This window comes from Lederbergia citri (assembly GCF_018343625.1).
In the GTDB taxonomy this organism is placed as follows: domain Bacteria; phylum Bacillota; class Bacilli; order Bacillales; family Bacillaceae_C; genus Lederbergia; species Lederbergia citri.
This window is the reverse complement of sequence record NZ_JAGYPG010000003.1, coordinates 522,266-540,338: the sequence shown is the minus strand read 5'-3', so window position 1 is coordinate 540,338 and position 18,073 is coordinate 522,266. Positions and strand designations below refer to the sequence as shown.

24 protein-coding genes and 1 riboswitch are annotated in these 18,073 nt (G+C 37.5%); of the genes, 10 read left to right on the top strand and 14 right to left on the bottom strand.

Going from position 1 to position 18,073, the window contains the following annotated elements:
* The first annotated feature begins 153 nt into the window (after positions 1-153).
* Together KHA97_RS18720 and KHA97_RS18715 are read left to right on the top strand one after the other, a co-directional pair.
* Positions 154-576, top strand: a complete 423-nt coding sequence (locus KHA97_RS18720) for a VOC family protein (protein WP_213126276.1) — start codon at positions 154-156, stop codon at positions 574-576.
* A 150-nt stretch (positions 577-726) separates the two neighbouring features.
* On the top strand, positions 727-1,137 hold the full coding sequence (locus KHA97_RS18715) for a VOC family protein (protein WP_233713627.1): 411 nt from the start codon (positions 727-729) through the stop codon (positions 1,135-1,137).
* Positions 1,138-1,312: 175 nt separating this feature from the next.
* Here the strand turns inward: KHA97_RS18715 and KHA97_RS18710 are convergent, their stop codons facing one another.
* From KHA97_RS18710 to KHA97_RS18690, 5 genes are all read right to left on the bottom strand, one after another.
* On the bottom strand, positions 1,313-1,513 hold the full coding sequence (locus KHA97_RS18710) for a YvrJ family protein (protein ID WP_325167496.1): 201 nt from the start codon (positions 1,511-1,513) through the stop codon (positions 1,313-1,315).
* Between the two features lie 17 nt (positions 1,514-1,530).
* Positions 1,531-1,755 carry a DUF2922 domain-containing protein gene (locus KHA97_RS18705; RefSeq protein WP_213126274.1) on the bottom strand — a complete coding sequence of 75 codons (225 nt, stop codon included), beginning with the start codon at positions 1,753-1,755 and terminating at the stop codon, positions 1,531-1,533.
* 35 nt (positions 1,756-1,790) lie between these two features.
* A complete protein-coding gene (locus KHA97_RS18700) occupies positions 1,791-2,009 on the bottom strand; it encodes a DUF1659 domain-containing protein (protein WP_213126273.1) in 219 nt (72 codons plus the stop codon).
* Between the two features lie 367 nt (positions 2,010-2,376).
* A complete protein-coding gene (locus KHA97_RS18695; RefSeq protein WP_213126272.1) occupies positions 2,377-2,610 on the bottom strand; it encodes a hypothetical protein in 234 nt (77 codons plus the stop codon).
* A gap of 233 nt (positions 2,611-2,843) precedes the next feature.
* Positions 2,844-3,077, bottom strand: a complete 234-nt coding sequence (locus KHA97_RS18690) for a hypothetical protein (RefSeq protein WP_213126271.1) — start codon at positions 3,075-3,077, stop codon at positions 2,844-2,846.
* 246 nt (positions 3,078-3,323) lie between these two features.
* Here KHA97_RS18690 and KHA97_RS18685 point away from each other — a divergent pair, with 246 nt between their 5' ends.
* The gene (locus KHA97_RS18685; RefSeq protein ID WP_213126270.1) at positions 3,324-3,845 is read left to right on the top strand and encodes a GNAT family N-acetyltransferase; all 522 of its coding nucleotides are present in this window, start codon (positions 3,324-3,326) and stop codon (positions 3,843-3,845) included.
* Positions 3,846-4,077: 232 nt separating this feature from the next.
* On the opposite strand, the gene KHA97_RS18680 is transcribed toward KHA97_RS18685, so the two are convergent.
* On the bottom strand, positions 4,078-4,941 hold the full coding sequence (locus KHA97_RS18680; protein ID WP_213126269.1) for a gamma-glutamylcyclotransferase: 864 nt from the start codon (positions 4,939-4,941) through the stop codon (positions 4,078-4,080).
* A 434-nt stretch (positions 4,942-5,375) separates the two neighbouring features.
* Here KHA97_RS18680 and KHA97_RS18675 point away from each other — a divergent pair, with 434 nt between their 5' ends.
* Positions 5,376-5,843, top strand: a complete 468-nt coding sequence (locus tag KHA97_RS18675; protein WP_213126268.1) for a DUF2269 family protein — start codon at positions 5,376-5,378, stop codon at positions 5,841-5,843.
* A gap of 33 nt (positions 5,844-5,876) precedes the next feature.
* Here KHA97_RS18675 and KHA97_RS18670 read toward each other — a convergent pair whose 3' ends face one another.
* Positions 5,877-6,803 (bottom strand): hypothetical protein, encoded by a 927-nt coding sequence (locus KHA97_RS18670; RefSeq protein WP_213126267.1) that lies wholly within the window; start codon positions 6,801-6,803, stop codon positions 5,877-5,879.
* Positions 6,804-6,929: 126 nt separating this feature from the next.
* On the opposite strand from KHA97_RS18670, the gene KHA97_RS18665 reads away from it, so the two are divergent.
* Complete coding sequence (locus KHA97_RS18665; RefSeq protein ID WP_213126266.1) at positions 6,930-7,310, top strand: hypothetical protein; 381 nt, start codon at positions 6,930-6,932, stop codon at positions 7,308-7,310.
* 186 nt (positions 7,311-7,496) lie between these two features.
* Positions 7,497-8,054 (top strand): GNAT family N-acetyltransferase, encoded by a 558-nt coding sequence (locus tag KHA97_RS18660; RefSeq protein WP_213126265.1) that lies wholly within the window; start codon positions 7,497-7,499, stop codon positions 8,052-8,054.
* A gap of 63 nt (positions 8,055-8,117) precedes the next feature.
* Here KHA97_RS18660 and KHA97_RS18655 read toward each other — a convergent pair whose 3' ends face one another.
* From KHA97_RS18655 to KHA97_RS18645, 3 genes are all read right to left on the bottom strand, one after another.
* Entirely contained in the window at positions 8,118-8,696 is a 579-nt protein-coding gene (locus KHA97_RS18655; protein ID WP_213126264.1) for a hypothetical protein, read from the bottom strand.
* 76 nt (positions 8,697-8,772) lie between these two features.
* A complete protein-coding gene (locus KHA97_RS18650) occupies positions 8,773-9,846 on the bottom strand; it encodes an NAD(P)H-dependent flavin oxidoreductase (protein WP_213126263.1) in 1,074 nt (357 codons plus the stop codon).
* Between the two features lie 323 nt (positions 9,847-10,169).
* Positions 10,170-11,756, bottom strand: a complete 1,587-nt coding sequence (locus KHA97_RS18645; RefSeq protein WP_213126262.1) for a bifunctional metallophosphatase/5'-nucleotidase — start codon at positions 11,754-11,756, stop codon at positions 10,170-10,172.
* Between the two features lie 185 nt (positions 11,757-11,941).
* Between KHA97_RS18645 and KHA97_RS18640 the strand changes: the two genes are divergently transcribed.
* The 4 genes from KHA97_RS18640 (at position 11,942) to phnE (KHA97_RS18625) (ending at position 15,311) form a co-directional block, all read left to right on the top strand.
* The gene (locus KHA97_RS18640) at positions 11,942-12,859 is read left to right on the top strand and encodes a phosphate/phosphite/phosphonate ABC transporter substrate-binding protein (protein ID WP_213126261.1); all 918 of its coding nucleotides are present in this window, start codon (positions 11,942-11,944) and stop codon (positions 12,857-12,859) included.
* A gap of 93 nt (positions 12,860-12,952) precedes the next feature.
* Positions 12,953-13,723 (top strand): phosphonate ABC transporter ATP-binding protein, encoded by a 771-nt coding sequence (gene phnC, locus KHA97_RS18635; protein ID WP_213126260.1) that lies wholly within the window; start codon positions 12,953-12,955, stop codon positions 13,721-13,723.
* Complete coding sequence (gene phnE / locus KHA97_RS18630; RefSeq protein ID WP_213126259.1) at positions 13,720-14,511, top strand: phosphonate ABC transporter, permease protein PhnE; 792 nt, start codon at positions 13,720-13,722, stop codon at positions 14,509-14,511. The genes phnC and phnE (KHA97_RS18630) overlap by 4 nt, the downstream gene beginning before the upstream one ends.
* Complete coding sequence (gene phnE / locus KHA97_RS18625; RefSeq protein WP_213126258.1) at positions 14,508-15,311, top strand: phosphonate ABC transporter, permease protein PhnE; 804 nt, start codon at positions 14,508-14,510, stop codon at positions 15,309-15,311. The genes phnE (KHA97_RS18630) and phnE (KHA97_RS18625) overlap by 4 nt, the downstream gene beginning before the upstream one ends.
* 62 nt (positions 15,312-15,373) lie before the next feature.
* Here the strand turns inward: phnE (KHA97_RS18625) and KHA97_RS18620 are convergent, their stop codons facing one another.
* The 4 genes from KHA97_RS18620 to KHA97_RS18605 form a co-directional block, all read right to left on the bottom strand.
* Positions 15,374-15,559 carry a hypothetical protein gene (locus KHA97_RS18620; protein ID WP_213126257.1) on the bottom strand — a complete coding sequence of 62 codons (186 nt, stop codon included), beginning with the start codon at positions 15,557-15,559 and terminating at the stop codon, positions 15,374-15,376.
* A gap of 65 nt (positions 15,560-15,624) precedes the next feature.
* Positions 15,625-15,730, bottom strand: a riboswitch (SAM riboswitch).
* Positions 15,731-15,829: 99 nt separating this feature from the next.
* Entirely contained in the window at positions 15,830-16,582 is a 753-nt protein-coding gene (locus KHA97_RS18615) for an SDR family NAD(P)-dependent oxidoreductase (RefSeq protein ID WP_213126256.1), read from the bottom strand.
* Positions 16,583-16,621: 39 nt separating this feature from the next.
* On the bottom strand, positions 16,622-17,626 hold the full coding sequence (locus KHA97_RS18610; RefSeq protein ID WP_325167495.1) for a galactitol-1-phosphate 5-dehydrogenase: 1,005 nt from the start codon (positions 17,624-17,626) through the stop codon (positions 16,622-16,624).
* Positions 17,627-17,807: 181 nt separating this feature from the next.
* A complete protein-coding gene (locus tag KHA97_RS18605; protein WP_213126255.1) occupies positions 17,808-18,029 on the bottom strand; it encodes a gamma-type small acid-soluble spore protein in 222 nt (73 codons plus the stop codon).
* Positions 18,030-18,073: the final 44 nt, after the last annotated feature.

The window sequence follows — 18,073 nt, the reverse complement described above, 5'->3', positions numbered from 1 at the left end:
TGGATATGTATTAACCGGATAAAAGATTGTAAAGAAATATACTTAAGAAAACTCACAGTAATCATCGATTTTTTTAAAAATAGCTGGAAAACGTTTTTTGGAAACAGAAGATAATAGTAATTTATTTACCACATTACGGAGAGGAGATGGAATATGCAAACAAATGAAGAAACCAAAGTGGAAAAAAGACTACGAGATATTACAGGAATGACTTGTATTTATGTTCCAGTCAGTGACGTCTATGAGTCCGTTAAATGGTATCAGAAAAATTTAGGATGCCAACCTGCAGACAACCATAAAGTTGAACCTGGGATGAAAATGTCCATCTTGAGGTTTTTCGAACCAGATGGAAACACTTCAGACCCAGCTACGTGTACGATTCGGTTGGGCTTTTCATGGACACAGGACGGAGGTAAACGACACGCCGTTGGCTGTTTCATTACCCCACATATCCAAGAACTTTTCGAACGTTTTAAGGAAAATGGAGTGAACATTATTGGTGAACGGGTGACTTGTGGCCCAAATGTTACATTCGCCGATCCTGATGGGAACATGTGGGAAATATGGCAACCTTAATTGTTTAAGTAACGGGTAACAAGAGTGCAGTGGATGAAAATAAGAAGCCGTTGCATTAATATGATTAATATTTCATCATACGATTTGCCGCTAAAGTAATGTTTTCGAATATCGAATAATTAGATTCCAAAAGAAATGGGGAAAAGCGAAATGGGTGAAAAGGAAGAAGCAGTAGAAGAGAAAATTGTTATGCAACCATTATTAAAAGCAGTCAATTGTATTTACATCCCCGTTGCTGATCCCCACAAAGCAGCGGATTGGTATGAAAAATATTTGGGTTTGAACAGGGTGAGTCCTAGAGGAGATGTTATGTTACTTGGTAATGGAATGTGGATGTTCCTTTCCATTTCTCCTGGGCAAACTTCGAATTTCGTAGGAGGAGATGGAAGCGTGATATCCCCATTTACTTTTGAAACGGATGATATTGCTGCATTGCATCAATCCTTAACTTTGAGTGGAATATGCGTTGAACCTATTGAAGATTTTGGCGGATGTGGTTTGAAATTTTGGTTTAAAGATCCAGATGGTAATAGGTTTCATGTCTGGCAAGATTCCGAATAAGCTAAAGGTTTAGGATTCATGAAGGAGTGTGCCAATGGGCGACTCCTATTTGATTATAAATTGTGTTCTGATGCTTAATAAACTGCAGCATGAGGCTACTATAAGGATGATTAGCAGTATTGTAATTAATTTACAGCCTGCCCTACACCACAGCAGGCTGTCTCATCCCAATAACTCACTCCCCATTCCGCATTCGCTCTGGCAAGCTTTGCAGGGATTGAAGGACGGCTTCCAGTTTTGTTTCGATCCGGTACAGTAAGTAGAAGGTTACAAGTGCCGGAAAACCAACCTCACTTAGAAACGGGAGAATTTGTTCCACTTTGCTTCCACTCCTTTCATTCAATATGTGATAGAAAAAACAGGCTGACCCGGACATGAGTCAGCCTATTTTTCTTATTCAATATCTATGTCAATCTCCTCAACGTTTCTTTCGACGAGTCGTGCTGACTTAGGTTCGACAAAAGAGTTGCCGTCTGAGTCGAGGAAAACGTTGGAAGCAATAATGTTTGCCATTGCGGCTTTTACTTGTGCAGGTTCAACTGGCTCAAGTGGCTGGTCAATAGTCAATTTAGAAGTTTTCCCTTCTTCCGTTGTAAAGTTAAGCTCTAGTACCTTCATTATCTCTCACCTCACTTTCTACCAATTCAGGTTTTTTATTCGCCAATATCGTAGCTATCATTTCTTTCAACTGCCCAAATTGGTTCACTTGATAAGGAACCAATAGCAGTAGCAGCGCTGTAAAGTTCATCAGCTGTTGAATCTTTACTAATACGATTGAAAGTCTTAGCTTTAAAAATTGGCTTGTTATGCTCGTCCACTCCGTAGTCAAAAACAATCTTTAAATTGCTTGACTTTAAATATCCTTGTGCCATTTGCTTCACCCCCCTTTCACCTTCTATATAGGAGAAAGTAGCGCATAAGGATACCGTATTAAAAATTTTATTAATTTATCCCTGACCACGATGATCACATAGTAGTTGTTTTTGTTTTTGTTTTTCTATTTCTTTTTGTCCACGTATCGTGGACGTATCGTCTAAACCCTCACGAATACGCATTTTATAACATATGTAGTATTTATTTCTTCTTACCTAGTAATCTTATGATTCACCACCAAATTATAAAAACCTGTATAGAATATTTCTACACAGGTTTGGGAGAGCCAATTTTTTTGTAATCTTTAAAACTGTTTAGTAAGGTACAGATTCTCCTTTTCCCAAGTTTAGTGGGAGGAGGGCTAATTTACACTATACTTGTCTTCTGTGAATTAGTATCATTAACATCCATGTCATTGACAAGACTAAGCGGAACATTATTAAGGTTAAAATCCCCATTTTCTTCCCCAAAACCGTAGTTTTGTTTATTCGTCAAAAAGGTATCTATACGCGGAGAAGCTGCAAAGTTTAGTGAGGCGTTCCGGTCCATAGCATTTACTTTAAAACCCAACACGTTTATAACTATTGGTCCAAAAACCATGTCATCCTCCTCCCTCTTTTAGTGATTATATTACAAAGTCCTAATCTTTATGAGGCGAAACATAAAGAAATCCATTTGTTCCCTGCGATGAATCAGTGTAATGATTGGAACACCTTATTAATACATATAAAACGATAAAAAAATATTTCTTTGTACTGTTTTTTTAAATTAACTTGCGCTCTGATACTGGGAAAGCCCGTTGGGACCCTCATTCTAACTGAGCGAACGGATAGTCAAATTGAGGATCTACTCTTTGTATTAAAGAAATCAATAAAATCGGAATCATCAACGAAAGTAACAGGAAAGTTCTTTATGACGCGATCACCACTTTGCTCACCAAATCCCTCACTTCGATGGTTGAAAACATGGTTGCCATCCTGGATACTCCCAGCCATATCAACGAAAGATCCCCGATCCATTGACCGTATTTGCACATCATATATCTGAATAATGGTCTTATCTGCCAATTGAATATCTCCTTTCATCCATTTTTGGACAACATTCTTTCAAAATAAAAAGGTGTGAAATGCAATTGCCTATAAAAGGATTATTCAATCGATATGAAATTCATGCTGATGAAAATATAAAAATAAAGATGCTTACAAAAAGACCGCAGACTCTTAATCGACTGGCAAGACTATGTGGGGGGAAGTGTAGTTTAAAAGGATTAGAATGAATAAACTTTATAAAAGGTTTTTGGGAGGGACTCCTAATTGGGTAATAATTATATAATTCGCAGAGCGACTGAGAATGACGCTCAACAAATTCTTATTCATACAAAAAAGGTTTTAATAGAAAATCCCCATGTAACGGGAATTACTTTGGGCGAATTTAATCCTTCTCTTGATGAAGAAAAGGAATGGATAAACTCCCATAATACACAAGGACTACTTTTAGTTGCTGAAGTGAACAGTAAGATAATTGGAATACTTAGTTTTCATTTATCACCTTTGAAAAGATTAAGTCATCAAGGTATTTTTGGAATGAGTGTTCAAGAGGAATTTGCAAATAATGGGATTGGCAGTTCTTTAATAAGAGAGCTATTAGCATGGGCTAAAACAGATCAAAGGGTAGAAAAGATTTCTCTTGAAGTTTTTTCAAATAATGAAAGGGCCATTCATTTATACAAAAAGCTTGGATTTACTGAAGAAGGACGATTTAAAAAACAAGTTAAATTGGATGTAAATGAATATTTAGATGACATTGTGATGAGTAAATTTATTGTTTCTTCTTAGGCCAATGGATGCTTTAGTCAGCTCTCTAGCAATTAGTATACCGAAATTTGCGTCACGTTGATGGAAAGCAGAATGATGGGAAAGGACCATTTTCCGTGTATAGCCCCGGGGAAAAGCCGAATTTCAAATCATTGTTTACCTATCATTTTTGGATTACCAAAAACATTAAAATAAAAACCAAAACTAATGGATATCCATATAATTCCATTAGTTTTGGCTAGATAGATATAGGCTAAACAATCGTTTCCTTGCTTTTTAAGATTTCCACTTTTTCTTTTATCTTTTCCAAATACTCAGGGCTTAACGTACCTTCACCACCCCTAAGTATTTCCTCGGAATAATGATCAGGAGGTGTCAGTTCTTCTTCCTTTTGCACGACGATAAAGGTCAATGCTTCTTTTACCGCTCCATTTAGTTTTATATCTATAATAGCTGGACGGTACAAACGGCTAGCAACCCCTTCTCTTTCGAAAAGATATGGAATAACGTCAGGAGTAATGTCGTATGCTTTTCCTTCCACAACGCCTCCTGTTTCCAATATATCCGCCCGGCCTCCATCGGAAAGCTGCACTGTAAAGCCTAGAGTATATCCATCCAAAACTCCGCAGCCAACCACTTTTTGAAAATGTTGGTCTACTCCAGCTATTTCAAACCGTTTGTGATCCATACAGCTTCCATACGCATAATATAAGTAGTTATTTTTCTTAATAAAATGCTGTACTCTCCAGTCACCATATTCTACTTTTCTACGAAGCATTGGGGCCTGTTGTTCCGTCATGACATACACAAATGCATGATATATCTCTTTATCTGTAAAAATAGTTTTCACTACTCTATCATAAAAATTTTGATGTCCTTCTCCGTAGTAGCCTTCCAATTCATCTAATCTAGCCAATTGGCTCTCATTCACCTCATAAAGTTCACCATATACAACATCTATATCTATGGAGTTTTTTAAAATAGGAAACCCACTATCTGTATTGAACAAGGTCCCGTTTGTCCAGGCCTGTTCTGCGATGCGTGTTGCTCCACTCAACAAATGATGGTTTCTTTCATTTTTTCTTAACGTACCGTAAACAAATACGAGATTACTCATCTCATCCACCCCTTTTTTATGAACACTAATCATTTCTCTTGGCAGGCCATCTTCATCCTCATTAACTTCAACGCGTTATAAGTCTTCGAATATAAAAATTTTTAACCCCTCTACGCATGGAATGCCTAAAGGGGTTCTATCTTTGTTTTATCATCTAAAGCATGTGTTTATTTATAGTTTTAGCAGGTTACATGATGCTTTTGACCCAGTTCTCTCAACCACTCTAGATAAATTATTTTAATATTATTTTACACTTAAATAAGGCAAATTTAAATACATTCCAACCAATACAGCAGCAATTTTATTGCGAACGACTTAGGATAAAAATACCATTTCCCCAAAAGTTTATTTCCAATTACCCTCCCATCATGCTTCTAACTTACTCATATCATTCATATATAAATAATGTTATTTCACATTAGGAGGGAAGACCTATGTTTACGTTTTTATTAATTCTTCATCTAATTGCAGTTTGTTGTTGGCTTGGAGGAGCATTATACGAACGCTTCTTTATTGTAGCTGGTATTCATAAGGCAAAAGGGACTGAGTTGGAAGCACCGATGTTAAAATTGATGTTAAGTACGGTTCCTTTCTTTTTAACGGCAGTATTAACGATTCTCATAACCGGAATCATCATGACGATTATGCACCATTACACTTTCCTAAGTTGGTCATGGCTAGGCTTAAAGCAATATATTATGCTTATCGCTCTCTTAGGCTTTTTCTTATTTATCGGTCCGCGCATGGGTAAAATAGGAAAGCAGTTAAATAGCAATTTAGAGGAGGGCAAAGGACTGAACGATGAAATGCGTTCCCAACTTAAGTCTATTATGGTGCTATTTGATATAATGCATATCGGCGTATTGATCAATTTGATTCTCGGACTAACTAAGTTCTTTTAATTTTAAAAGTATATTCCCCCTTCTTAGGGGGTTTTATAAATAACCAAAAGTCTGTAATATCTTGTATCTATTTACTGCAAGTATCCCTTGCCAGTATCTCCTTGCAATCGGAAACTCCTCTGGATAACTCCCCCAGCTCCAAGGGATTTCCCAAATACCTTCGTCAGAAACCTCTTCCATGAAAAACTTCAAGTTTTGCTCTACCAATTCTTTAAATTTCGGATAAAGTGGATGTTCTGGGCTGTCGATTATATCCAAAGGAAGAACCTTATAACCTGATGACCATTCCGAAGTATTATGTTCAATGCATTCTTCCGCAAACGACATAATTTTATCCGATACCGCATCAAACTCGTAATCTGTATGTGTATGAAACATTTCCTTATGAGCTTGCATAATCTTTAAAAATTGTTGGTAATTGTTAACTTCGTGCCTGTCCATTTCGCTAGCATTCATCAATCGTTCAACTGCTTTTTCTATTGAATTCCAGGCAATTTGTGAAGCTTCGTCATGTTCAGGCGACCATTGTACAAGAAACGCTGCCAATTCAACGCCAGGATTAAACATCCAATTCTCTTGTACCCCTTCATTCCAATGCCACCATGGTGCATGCGGATATTGATTATTTTCCGGTAATGCTGATTGCCACATGCCCGTTACATTATCAGCAGTATTTACTAAATACTTTATCATCTTTCCAATGATTTCTTCGTTTTCGTTTGCACCAATTTCTACTAACATTTGTCCTGCTGTCCAGGTAGCCATTGGAGAAGAGGATGGCAGCCAAAAATCAGGCTCAATTCCATGTCCAAAGCCTCCATCTTCATTTTGATAAGCCGCTAAATAACGAATGACGTTATCGCGTGAACCACCTTCAAATACATATTCCCATCTCGCCACCTCTAATGGACGTGCATTTCGTTTAATCCAATCACTTGCTTTTTGAAATGTATGTTCCATGATCTCACTCTCCGTTTTATCATTTATGTACTTATTTCAATGAAAGTATTAGAAATCCTTTTTATTAACAATTTTTCGTACGAGCATCATGGTATAATATCAATAATGCGAAAGGTGGTGAAAAAAGTGGAGAAATCTGGAATCCAAGAAATTTTGAATGCGTTAAAGCTATATTCTCAGCAAATTGATGTAAAATTGGAGAAAATGGAAGATGGCCTTAACGGACGTATGGACAAACTAGACTCTCGTATGGATAAATTGGGAGCTACATTGAATGGCCGCATGGACAACTTGGAAGCAAAATTGAACGGACGAATGGATAACTTGGGGGCAAAATTTAATGGACGTATGGACAACATGGAAGCTAAATTCGAAGATCGATTCGATCGCTTGGAGAAAAAGCTAGACGTCTTCCGAATTGAATTACAAGAAACTCAAGAAACAGTCGACTTTTTAGCAAGCAAGAACTTACAACACGAGAGAAAACTGCGAAACATTACTACTTAGCCCACTCAAATTGACCCCCTAGAAAAATTTCCTATTGTATTTGTGATTTACACACTGATGAACTAAAATTAGCTATCGGCTAGATGCTTGATAGTTTTTTATTTTGCTGCCAACTCTAGCAGAGCGCCTTTTTTTAATTTTGATATAATTACGCTATAAATTGTAAAAAAGGAAGTGCCATCACCTATGATTAGACAGGCTCGAAAAGAAGACTATAAAAAAGCAGCCATCCTCATTTATGATGCGATTCTCGATATAGCGGAAGCTTTGACTGGAGAACATGAAAAGGAGAAAGTGCTGAAGCAGTTAGGAAACTATTTTTGCCAAGAAAAAAATCGTTTAAGTTATCGTAATTGTCTAGTGAAAACAGTTGATGAGGTTCCTGTTGGCATTATCGTTGCTTATCACGGGAGAGATGCTTATGAGCTTGACGAGCCTATTCGCACTCACATTAAGGAAAAGACAGGACAGAAACCACTTTTTGATCAAGAAGCTGATGAAACAGATTTCTATTTAGATACATTAAGTGTGAACCCGGAATTTGGCGGACAAGGATTTGGGACAGAACTAATCCAATCGATGAGTAACTTTGCAAAAGAACAGGGATATTCTACTTTTTCTTTGAATGTAGAGGAATCGAATCATAAAGCACGTCAACTGTATGAACGACTTGGTTTTATTTTTAAGAAAAGAATTACGATTAACCATCATTTCTATCATTATCTGGTAAAGACGTTATCGTAAAGGGCATGAAAAAGAGAGTATCACATACGATTAATCCTTATGAGAGACTCTCTTTTATTATAATTAAAATGACGCATGTAGCATAAATAGTACGAGAAATGTAATGGCAAGTTTGAAATGCCAGTTCTTATCTTTTCGCTTGAATCTTTTAAGTCCCATTAATAGTAAAAAAAATAAGATGATTATCGCAAAGATGCCGCTAATATTTGTAAAGTCCCATTTAAATCCCCTGATTATCGCTAAATAGCCATGAAGCAATGCTATCCCAGTTGACACTATCGCGAGGGGTACATGCCATTTTCTCATTAATTTTCCGAGAAATTGAATAAAGCTTTTTAATTGATATTTCCCCCACTCTATCGTTTTCAGACGTTTCCACTTTAGCAAAAGAAACACAGGGTAAATAGACAAAACGACAAAGTAAACGATTCTTGAAATCGATCCAAATTGTTTAAGAAATCCCTTATAATGTTTATACTCCTGCATCATGAGTTGATGTTGATTAATAGATATGAGAAAAAGCGCTATCAACAATAAAAAAACAGTAATTATTAAACTGAAAACTATGTTTTTCCGTTCCTTTGGGTTTGGAATATAGCTGGATAAAAGAGTTTTTTTATGGGCACTCATCTTTGACGTCATTTCTAATTCCCCTAGCATATGAAATTAATTCATTGCTAGTATAAGTTGTAAAAATGAAATTTTGATGAAAATGTTATTAATTTTTTTTTATAATTTTTGCTTCATCAACTATTTTTTTCATTAACATTTCGACTGTTTGATTTTTAGCCAGTCTCGGACTTTGCCCTGACCATAATGACATGAAATCAGAATTGTTTTGTATGGACGCAGCTTTTCTAATACCTTGGGTTAAAGAATTTTGAACTGGAAAGTCCGGTAATGATGTTTCGTGTTCATGTAAATCCTCGATAAATTTATTATTAATGCCTCTCGCCCATTTACCTGAAAATGCACGCGTTAAAATGGTTTGGTCTTCGGTTGATTGAAGAATCGCTTCTTTATGTAATGGATGTGCTCCACTTTCCACACAAGTCAAAAAAGCAGTACCCATTTGCACTCCTTTAGCCCCTAAACAGAGTGACGCCATCAACCCTCTACCGTCCATAATTCCTCCCGCGGCAATCACAGGAATCATAACATTATCAACAACTTGTGGAATTAGAGACATTAAGCCGACTAAACTTTCCTGATGATCATGGATGAACGTTCCACGATGACCGCCAGCTTCACTTCCTTGAACCACCACAATATCCATTCCGGCTTTTTCAATTTCCACAGCTTCTTTAACTGTAGTGGCTGTTCCAATTACCGTAATATTATGCTTTTTTAAAATATCGATAATTTCTATACTCGGTATTCCAAACGTAAAAGAACAAGTAGGGACTTTTTCTTCTATAACTACAGCTACTTGTGCATTGAATGATTCTACAAGACTTTCATAAGTTGGAGAGGGGATTTCATTTTTTTCAATTTCTAGTAGATCATGTATCGGGCCTAATAAATCATTCACTAAACGTATTTTTTCATCTGAACGCTGAAAAGCAGTTGGAACAAATAAATTCACTCCAAAATGATTGGTCGTTGATTGCCTTACTTCCCTAATTTGTTCACGAGTTTGAGAAGGATTCAAATACCCAGCTCCAATCATTCCAAGACCTCCATAATTGGAAACGGAAGATACTAATGCTGTTGTCGATATTCCTCCAGCCATAGGTGCTTGAATAATGGGATAGTCTATGTTCAAAAGCTTTGTAAGTTCATTGTTTAACATTTTAATACCTCTTTTCGTATTTATTGATTTAACGAAAATATAAAAAAGACTAACAATGTAGCCTTCATCCTACTACTCATCAATCTGAAAAACTAATGAATCAAATAACTCCCATTTGTATAAAGTAAAATCGCCAGCACTCGTTCGTCTTTTCTTGGCAACTGTTTAGTTCAATGCTTTCATGCTTATATTAAAGTACGCCGTTTACGACTCTAATTCCTTCTAAGTCAAGGAAAGTAGGTATTAAAAGAGAAAGAACGTTCTCTATTTTTTATAAAAGATAAGGCACAAAACCTTCTTTCGGATTCATGCCTTTAAAACATTTACCATATAACCTTCCAATTCCCATTACAACTAGCGTGGATTGTCTTCCTCTTCAACATGTAGTTTGCGATTAGCTCGGTCATGTCGATTTGAATTTCTTTGATGACAGGCATATTTCTGAACATGGTGTAACCACCGCCTCCCGCTGCTCGGTAATTATTCATAACCACATCATATTCTTCGTCCATCTGAACAGGTTTCTCTCCTATTTTTAAATAAGCAACCCGCGAGCCGATTGGATTCCTTATATCCAAAAGATAGTCTACACCTTCCCACATATCATAGTTATAGTGCTGTGGTTTGGGCTCTGTGAATTCAGGATTTACGGAGATGTCTCCATTTCCATCCATCATGAAATAGGAAGCACTTTTCTCGAGAGCATCTTTCATTGCCTCTCCCGTGATCCGGATGACCTTAAGTGTATTTGGGTATACGTAAGTTGATACAATGTCTCTCATTGTTATATGCTCACCAAAACCTCGTGAATCATTGTCAAAAAGTGCTGTACAGGATATCTTTGCTCCAGAAGCCTCCATTTGCACTTGATTAAGAAATTCAATGAGTGGGTGGTCACTTATTCTAACTTCAAATGGATTTTCTATTGTCATATTTCCTATAATGGTGCAAATTGGTTGGTCCAACCATGTTTGAGTTGCTTCTTCGTACTCTTTAGTCAGTTTCATAATATGTGGATCGGCTTTTACATCGTCGCTCACTTTTATCAGCTGAGGAGAACTTTCTTTAACAACCCATTTTCCGTTAACTTTTTCAAATGTAACGGCAACTTTGCCTACAGCTTCCCCGTGGCATCCTGGTTGGATGACCGTAACTTCATTGACTTTATCTGCGATCATCCGATGCTGATGTCCAGTCAGCAATACATCAATCCCAGTTAATGTTTGACACATTTCATATGCCTGATTTTCCCCTGTTAAAGCTTCGGTTTCTTCTCCAGAGTGTAAATCTCGTTCAAATCCTCCGTGATAAGAGACGACTAATAAATCATATTTTTCATGTTCTTGAATGTATTCGATCCACTTTTTCGCACTCGATAAGGCATCTTCAAAAACTAGTCCTTTTATGTTGCTTGGCTGCTCCCAGTTCGGAATAAAATGTGTCGTCACGCCTAATATAATCACTTTTAAGCCATTATCAAATTCCTTGACGAGATATGGAGGTCCAAATACAGGTTCCATCGTTTCTTCCTTTAATATATTGGCCGATAGGCAATTAAACGCAGATTGGTCAATGGCTCTTTGTAACAGTTCGTCTCCATAGTTAAATTCATGATTCCCTAATACTGCACAGTCGTATTCTAATTCATTCATGATACTAATGAGCGGGTTTTTTTCCTCATGCATAAATTTTGCATAATAATACGTGAGCGGTGTCCCTTGGATGACATCGCCGTTATCAATCAATAATGAATAATTATTTTTTTCGTGTTCATCTTTAATAATTGTGGCAACCTTAGCTAAGCCACTATTCACTTCTTCATGATTTCGATACTGTTTTGGAAATACATGCCCATGCAGATCGCTCGTTTCTAGAATCACTAACGTACACTGTTCATCTTTTTCCTGCATTTGCCCCACCCTTTCACTCCGATGTAAATATGATTATAGACCTGTTTTTTAATAGGCAAAATGGATCACACAAAATCTATACATATCCTTAACATAACTTAACCTATCATTAACAGAATCATGAAATTTCACTGCTATAATTCGACATGTAAGCAAAACTATTTTACTTATTTGGAGGTAACCCTATGTTTAAGAAATTGGCAGCAATTGGACTGTCATCAGCATTAGCTGTCGGCATTTTAAGTGGATGTAACTCCACCAAAGCATCTGGAGGAGATTATGTACCTGAAAGCTTGACGGTTCAATTTGTTCCATCGCAAAATGCTGATACATTGGAAGCAAAAGCAAAACCTTTAGAGGGATTATTAAAGGAAAAACTCGGCATTCCAGTAACTGTCAGCGTATCGACAAACTATAACACAATCGTGGAAGCTATGGCATCAAAGAAAGTTGATGTTGGGTTTTTGCCTCCAACAGCGTATGTACAAGCCCATGAAAAAGATGCTGCAAATGTCATCCTCCAAGCACAACGCTTTGGTGTTGACGATGAAACAGGACAGCCTAATGATAAGCTAGTTGATTTTTATAAATCTATGTTTATCGTAAAAAAGGATTCAAATATTAATAAAATAGAAGATTTAAAAGGTAAAAAAATTGCTTTCCAAGATGTTACTTCTTCGGCAGGATACGTGTGGCCAGCAGCTGCTTTAATGGATAAAAAAATTGACCCGCTTACGGATGTTGAAGGAATTACCGTAAAAGGTCATGACCAAGCAGTGATTGCATTGTTAAATGGTGATGTTGATGCAGCGGTCATTTTCCAAGATGCACGTAATGTTGTAAAAGGTGACTATCCGTCAGTATTCGAAGACACTAGAGTTCTACATTTCACTGAAGCAATCCCTAACGATACTATTTCTATTCGTTCAGATATGAATGAGGAATGGTCTAAGAAGATTCAAGAGGCATTCATTGAAATTGGTAAGGACGAAAAAGGACACGAGATCATAAAAGATATTTATTCACATGAAGGTTATACAGCTTCAGAAGATAAAGTGTTTGATATTGTTCGCGAGTATGCTAAAAGAGTGAAAACAGAGTAGTTATTTTGATATTAAATCCCCCCATTTAATATATAATGCCAGCCAGGTAAACTGGTTTGGCATTTTTTAATCATAAAAGAAGGTGGAATCGTAGTGATAGAATTCACAAATGTTACAAAAACATACCCTAATGGAGTTAAAGGGTTAAATAATATAAATCTCACAATCGAAAAAGGGGAGTTTGTCGTAATTGTCGGCTTATCAGGAGCTGGTAAATCCACTCTTTTGCGTTCCATCAATCGACTGATTGAAATTTCAAATGGGAATATTCTTATCGAAGGGAAATCAATCACTGAGGCCAAAGGAAGACAATTAAGAAGACTCCGCAGAGACATCGGGATGATTTTTCAAAGTTTTAATCTTGTTAAGCGCTCCACTGTCTTACGTAACGTACTGTCAGGACGTGTTGGCTACCATTCTACTTGGCGGACGGTTTTAGGTTTATTTCCTAAGGAAGATATGAATCTAGCATTCGATGCTTTAGATCGAGTTAATATTCTTGAAAAAGCATATTCCCGGGCCACAGAGCTTTCTGGTGGACAGCAACAGCGTGTTTCCATTGCTCGCGCTCTTGCACAAGAGGCAAAAATTATATTGGCGGATGAACCAGTTGCCTCTCTGGATCCTTTAACGACAAAACAAGTAATGGATGATTTGAAAAGAATTAATCAGGAGTTAGGGATTACAACGATTGTAAACCTACACTTTATTGATTTGGCAAGAGAATACGCAACGAGAATCATCGGGCTCCGGGCTGGCGAAGTTGTTTTTGATGGTCCAGTAGAAGAAGCAACAGATGATATATTTTCGGAAATATACGGACGTCCTATTAAAAAAGAAGAGCTGCTAGGAGTGGAAGCATGATCAAACAGCAAGAGAAAATAATACCCACTCCCCCGAGCAAGCAGAAATTGTATTTAACAATACTATTTATGATTGTTCTGTTTTTTGGCAGTGCGATAAAAACAAGTTCTTCATTAACAGAACTAATGATTGGCATTCCAAATATGCTTGATTTGCTCGTGCAAATGTTTCCACCTAACTTATCCTATTTCGGAAAAATTGTTCCTGCTATGCTTGAGACGATACGAATGGCTTTATTAGGAACAACATTTGGAGCTATTATTGCCATTCCAATTGCAATTTTTTCTGCGAGTAATATCATTAAAAGCACTTGGCTCCATTACCCAGTAAGAGCTGTTCTAAATCTTATCAGGACCATTCCTGATCTGCTTTTAGCCGCGATTTTTGTTGCTATTTTCGGATTGGGACCTTTGCCGGGAATACTTGCTTTAACCATTTTCTCAATTGGACTAGTCGCCAAACTAACGTATGAAGCGATTGAAGCGATTGATCCTGGTCCATTAGAGGCAATGACAGCAGTAGGTGCAAATAAAGTGCAGTGGATTTTTTTCGGAGTCGTTCCACAAGTGATGGCACATTATATTTCATACGTGCTTTACACGTTTGAAGTTAATATTCGGGCTGCCGCTGTTCTTGGATTAGTCGGAGCAGGTGGAATTGGACTTTATTACGACCGTACGCTCGGATTCTTTGAATATGACAAAACAAGCTCCATAATCATTTTCACATTAGTCGTTGTCTTGCTCGTTGATTACATCAGTACTACTTTACGGGAGAAGCTCATATGAATAATGCACAAATAACATTCATCAAACCGCGAAAAAAAAATAACCGTCTTTGGGTGATTTATGTAGCTCTCGCTCTCATATATATTTGGGCATTTTCCGGGATGCCGATTACAGGTGTAAAAGAAACGGCTGGTCAAATATCTAAAGCCATTTTCTCCGGAATTTTTAGTCCGGATTGGGATTATGTGTACTTGCCAGATGGGGAAGATTTATTACGTGGTCTCCTTGATACTTTGGCAATTTCTATTCTGGGTACATTCATTTCTGCTTTCCTTTGCATACCTTTCGCTTTTTGGGCAGCATCCAATATGAGTAAAGGAAAAGCTACAACAAACACAGGAAAGTTCCTACTCAGTTTGATCCGGACTTTTCCGGAAATCGTCATGGCCATCATGTTTATTAAAGCAGTCGGTCCTGGTTCATTTGCAGGTGTACTCGCCTTAGGCCTGCACTCCATAGGGATGTTGGGAAAGCTTTTTTCAGAGGAAATTGAAAGTGTTGACCCAGGTCCTTCTGAAGCATTGATAGCAACTGGAGCAAATCGATTACAAATACTTTGGTTTGCAGTCCTCCCACAAGTAATGCCTGGTTTTATCTCGTATACTTTGTATCGTTTTGAAATCAATGTTCGATCTGCAGCCATTCTTGGGATGATTGGGGCAGGAGGAATTGGCACACCATTAATTTTTGCTTTAACATCAAGAGATTGGGAACGTGTCGGCATCATTTTGTTAGGAATTATTGTGATGGTTTCGGTCATAGATCTATTGTCGGGATATATTAGGAAGAGGATCGTGTAGTGTTTTCAAAAAGCCCTTAATTCTCAATTAAGGGCTTTTTGAATCGCTAATTTATAGCATGGCTACGTTTTATTTTTCTTAAAGACCCTTGAATCATCTCGATCCAAGAACGGTTTAATAAACTTCTTATAACGTTCCCTCTTGAACGCCTCTAATTCTTCTGGAGACATTGCTTTTATTACTTCAGTAATTGGGGGTTTTTTACCTGTTGATGTTTTTTCCACATTTTCACTGTTGTTAAATTCCATTGCTGTCCTCCTTCCCGGAATGAAAAAACCCTTTTGCAATTGGATACAAAAGGGTTCTAAACTCCGTTTTATCATCCAAAGCCATTGCTTTGCTGGTATTAGCACCTTACTTTTTTAAGCAGGTTGCTGTGGCGTCCTCAAGCCAGATCTCTCGGCCACTCTAGATAACTATTTAGTTATTTTTATTTTATGCCGATTTTACATTTTTTTCAATAATATACCCTTAACCGTTGTAAAGTATTCACATTTAATCAATCGCAAATAATATTTTTATTGGGCTAGTTGCCCTCCATCAACTACAATTTCCGTCCCTGTTATAAATGCCGCATCATCGGAAGCCAAAAATGCAAAAACACCCGCAACATCTTGTGGTTGGCCGACCCTGCCAATGGAGATTTTTGTTCTTACATATTCTTGAACAAATTCTTCGTCATCAATTGCTTCTGACATTGGTGTTCGAATATAACCAGGGCAAACCGAGTTTACTCGAATGTTGTATTTACCTAACTCAAGCGCCATGGTCTTTGTCAAAAGAACGACTCCACCTTTTGATGCGTTATAGTGAGCAAATCTTACCTCACCAACGAGTCCGTTCGTCGAAGCCATATTAATGATCGCACCTTCTCCTTGTTTAACCATTTGACGAGAAACGCGTTGCGCAGTATAAAACATTCCATTTAAGTTAACATCAAGCATTTTACGCCAGTTTTCATCCTTTAACTCTAAAAAATCCTCTTCCCACGCAATTCCTGCATTATTTGCCAATATATCAATACGCCCCCACTTGGAGACTGTATATTCTACAGCTCTTTCAACGTGATTGGCATTAGAAACGTCCGCTAAAATGGACAATACCCCATATCCCAATGCTCCAAACTCTTTTTCCGTTTCGTTCAAATCATCTTCATGGTTTGAAATTAGTGCTATCTTTGCTCCTTCAGATGCAAATCGTTTGGCAATTGCTTTTCCAATTCCACGGGAAGCACCTGTTACAAAAGCAATCTTGTCCTCAAATCGCTTCATGTAGACACCCTCTCTCGATATTATTTTTATAGAATTAAGCTATCGTAATGTTAAAATCATTTTTGCTATTTTTCCTGGATTACTAATTAGCTTTTTAAAACAGTCCGAGCCATTCTTAAGAGGAGCCTGAACGGTCCAAGGCATTAGATTTACTCTGCCTTCACTAATCCATTGCAATGCCGTTTCAAAGTCGATTGGGTTATTGGAAAATGCACCAAACATTTTAATTTCGTTTCTGATGACATCGTTAATGGGAAGATTGGTTTCATTCTGATGAAGACCTGAAAATATAACGCTTCCCCCAGGTCTAACGTATTCGATGCATTGAGCACGTGTTGTTTCAACTCCCACTGCATCAATAACAGCATCAAATGATCCCTTTTCGTAATCTATTAAACTTGTAGTTGAAGAACCCCCAAGCTCCTGAACAATTTCCAATCGGTCTTCATTTAGGTCTACGACAACGATGGTTTTCAAGCCATAAATTTGGGCTACTTGTAAGATGAGCAGTCCAATTGGCCCCGCTCCTAAGATGAGGAATTTATATGTTGGATCGAGTTTTAGCAGTCGACACAAATGGATTGCAACTGCTAAAGGTTCAGCCAATGCACCTTCTTCGGATGAAATATGATCCTCAAGTACATAAACATTTTTTTCAGGAACACTTATGTATTCGGCAAAAGCGCCTGGTCGATGCGCTCCAAGCAGACTTCTTTTTGGGCATAACTGTGGGAATCCCGTAACACAGTAGTTGCATTCTCCACAAGTGATGAGGGGGTTAACCGCCACACGACATCCTACCTTCAATCTTGAAACAGCTGAACCTGTTTCAGCAATTACACCAGAAAATTCGTGTCCCATAATAAGAGGAGGAACACGGAGAGAATTATGTCCCAAAAAGCCGCTTAATTCTGAACCACATATTCCTACACATTCTACCCGAATCAGTACCTCGTTTGGGTTTGGAAAGGGGACAGGCACCTCCCAAATATTCATGATTTCTGGACCCTCATAGACAAGTGCTTTCATTGTTTCTTCTTTCACATTCTCACCCCCTAAATCCTTTACATTGGAAATTTTGTATTCTACTTTTCTGAAATACTTACCTCGTAAATGAAGCGCTTACATAACTATATTATTCTTATACTTTAGCTAAAAGTAAATACTCTAGTTGAAAATAAAGATAAATGACACCTTCTGATTGATGTCATTTGATTTCATATTATTAATCATCCGTCTGCATCGATTGCTGATTTTTTCTTTTGACTTCCTCGACATTAGTATCACTGTAAATCCACGTTCCGCGTCCTCCAGTGGTCTTTGCGAGCAACTCTTTAACTTGATTATAAGACAAGCCCGAACGCTCGTTAGCTCTTTTAACCGCATCAATGTTTGTCCCAGCAATGGTAAATGTATCTTGATGGACTTCCTTATCATTTTCCTTCATAAAAGACAACTCCTCCATATTGTTTGAAGTTATTTTCTCCCATA

Coding starts and splice junctions, on each gene's coding strand:
- KHA97_RS18720 (WP_213126276.1), top strand. CDS start 154: ATGCAAACAAATGAAGAAACCAAAGTGGAAAAAAGACTACGAGATATT.
- KHA97_RS18715 (WP_233713627.1), top strand. CDS start 727: ATGGGTGAAAAGGAAGAAGCAGTAGAAGAGAAAATTGTTATGCAACCA.
- KHA97_RS18710 (WP_325167496.1), bottom strand. CDS start 1,513: ATGTCCGGGTCAGCCTGTTTTTTCTATCACATATTGAATGAAAGGAGT.
- KHA97_RS18705 (WP_213126274.1), bottom strand. CDS start 1,755: ATGAAGGTACTAGAGCTTAACTTTACAACGGAAGAAGGGAAAACTTCT.
- KHA97_RS18700 (WP_213126273.1), bottom strand. CDS start 2,009: ATGGCACAAGGATATTTAAAGTCAAGCAATTTAAAGATTGTTTTTGAC.
- KHA97_RS18695 (WP_213126272.1), bottom strand. CDS start 2,610: ATGGTTTTTGGACCAATAGTTATAAACGTGTTGGGTTTTAAAGTAAAT.
- KHA97_RS18680 (WP_213126269.1), bottom strand. CDS start 4,941: ATGAGTAATCTCGTATTTGTTTACGGTACGTTAAGAAAAAATGAAAGA.
- KHA97_RS18675 (WP_213126268.1), top strand. CDS start 5,376: ATGTTTACGTTTTTATTAATTCTTCATCTAATTGCAGTTTGTTGTTGG.
- KHA97_RS18670 (WP_213126267.1), bottom strand. CDS start 6,803: ATGGAACATACATTTCAAAAAGCAAGTGATTGGATTAAACGAAATGCA.
- KHA97_RS18660 (WP_213126265.1), top strand. CDS start 7,497: ATGATTAGACAGGCTCGAAAAGAAGACTATAAAAAAGCAGCCATCCTC.
- KHA97_RS18655 (WP_213126264.1), bottom strand. CDS start 8,696: ATGACGTCAAAGATGAGTGCCCATAAAAAAACTCTTTTATCCAGCTAT.
- KHA97_RS18650 (WP_213126263.1), bottom strand. CDS start 9,846: ATGTTAAACAATGAACTTACAAAGCTTTTGAACATAGACTATCCCATT.
- KHA97_RS18645 (WP_213126262.1), bottom strand. CDS start 11,756: ATGCAGGAAAAAGATGAACAGTGTACGTTAGTGATTCTAGAAACGAGC.
- KHA97_RS18640 (WP_213126261.1), top strand. CDS start 11,942: ATGTTTAAGAAATTGGCAGCAATTGGACTGTCATCAGCATTAGCTGTC.
- phnE (WP_213126259.1), top strand. CDS start 13,720: ATGATCAAACAGCAAGAGAAAATAATACCCACTCCCCCGAGCAAGCAG.
- phnE (WP_213126258.1), top strand. CDS start 14,508: ATGAATAATGCACAAATAACATTCATCAAACCGCGAAAAAAAAATAAC.
- KHA97_RS18620 (WP_213126257.1), bottom strand. CDS start 15,559: ATGGAATTTAACAACAGTGAAAATGTGGAAAAAACATCAACAGGTAAA.
- KHA97_RS18615 (WP_213126256.1), bottom strand. CDS start 16,582: ATGAAGCGATTTGAGGACAAGATTGCTTTTGTAACAGGTGCTTCCCGT.
- KHA97_RS18605 (WP_213126255.1), bottom strand. CDS start 18,029: ATGAAGGAAAATGATAAGGAAGTCCATCAAGATACATTTACCATTGCT.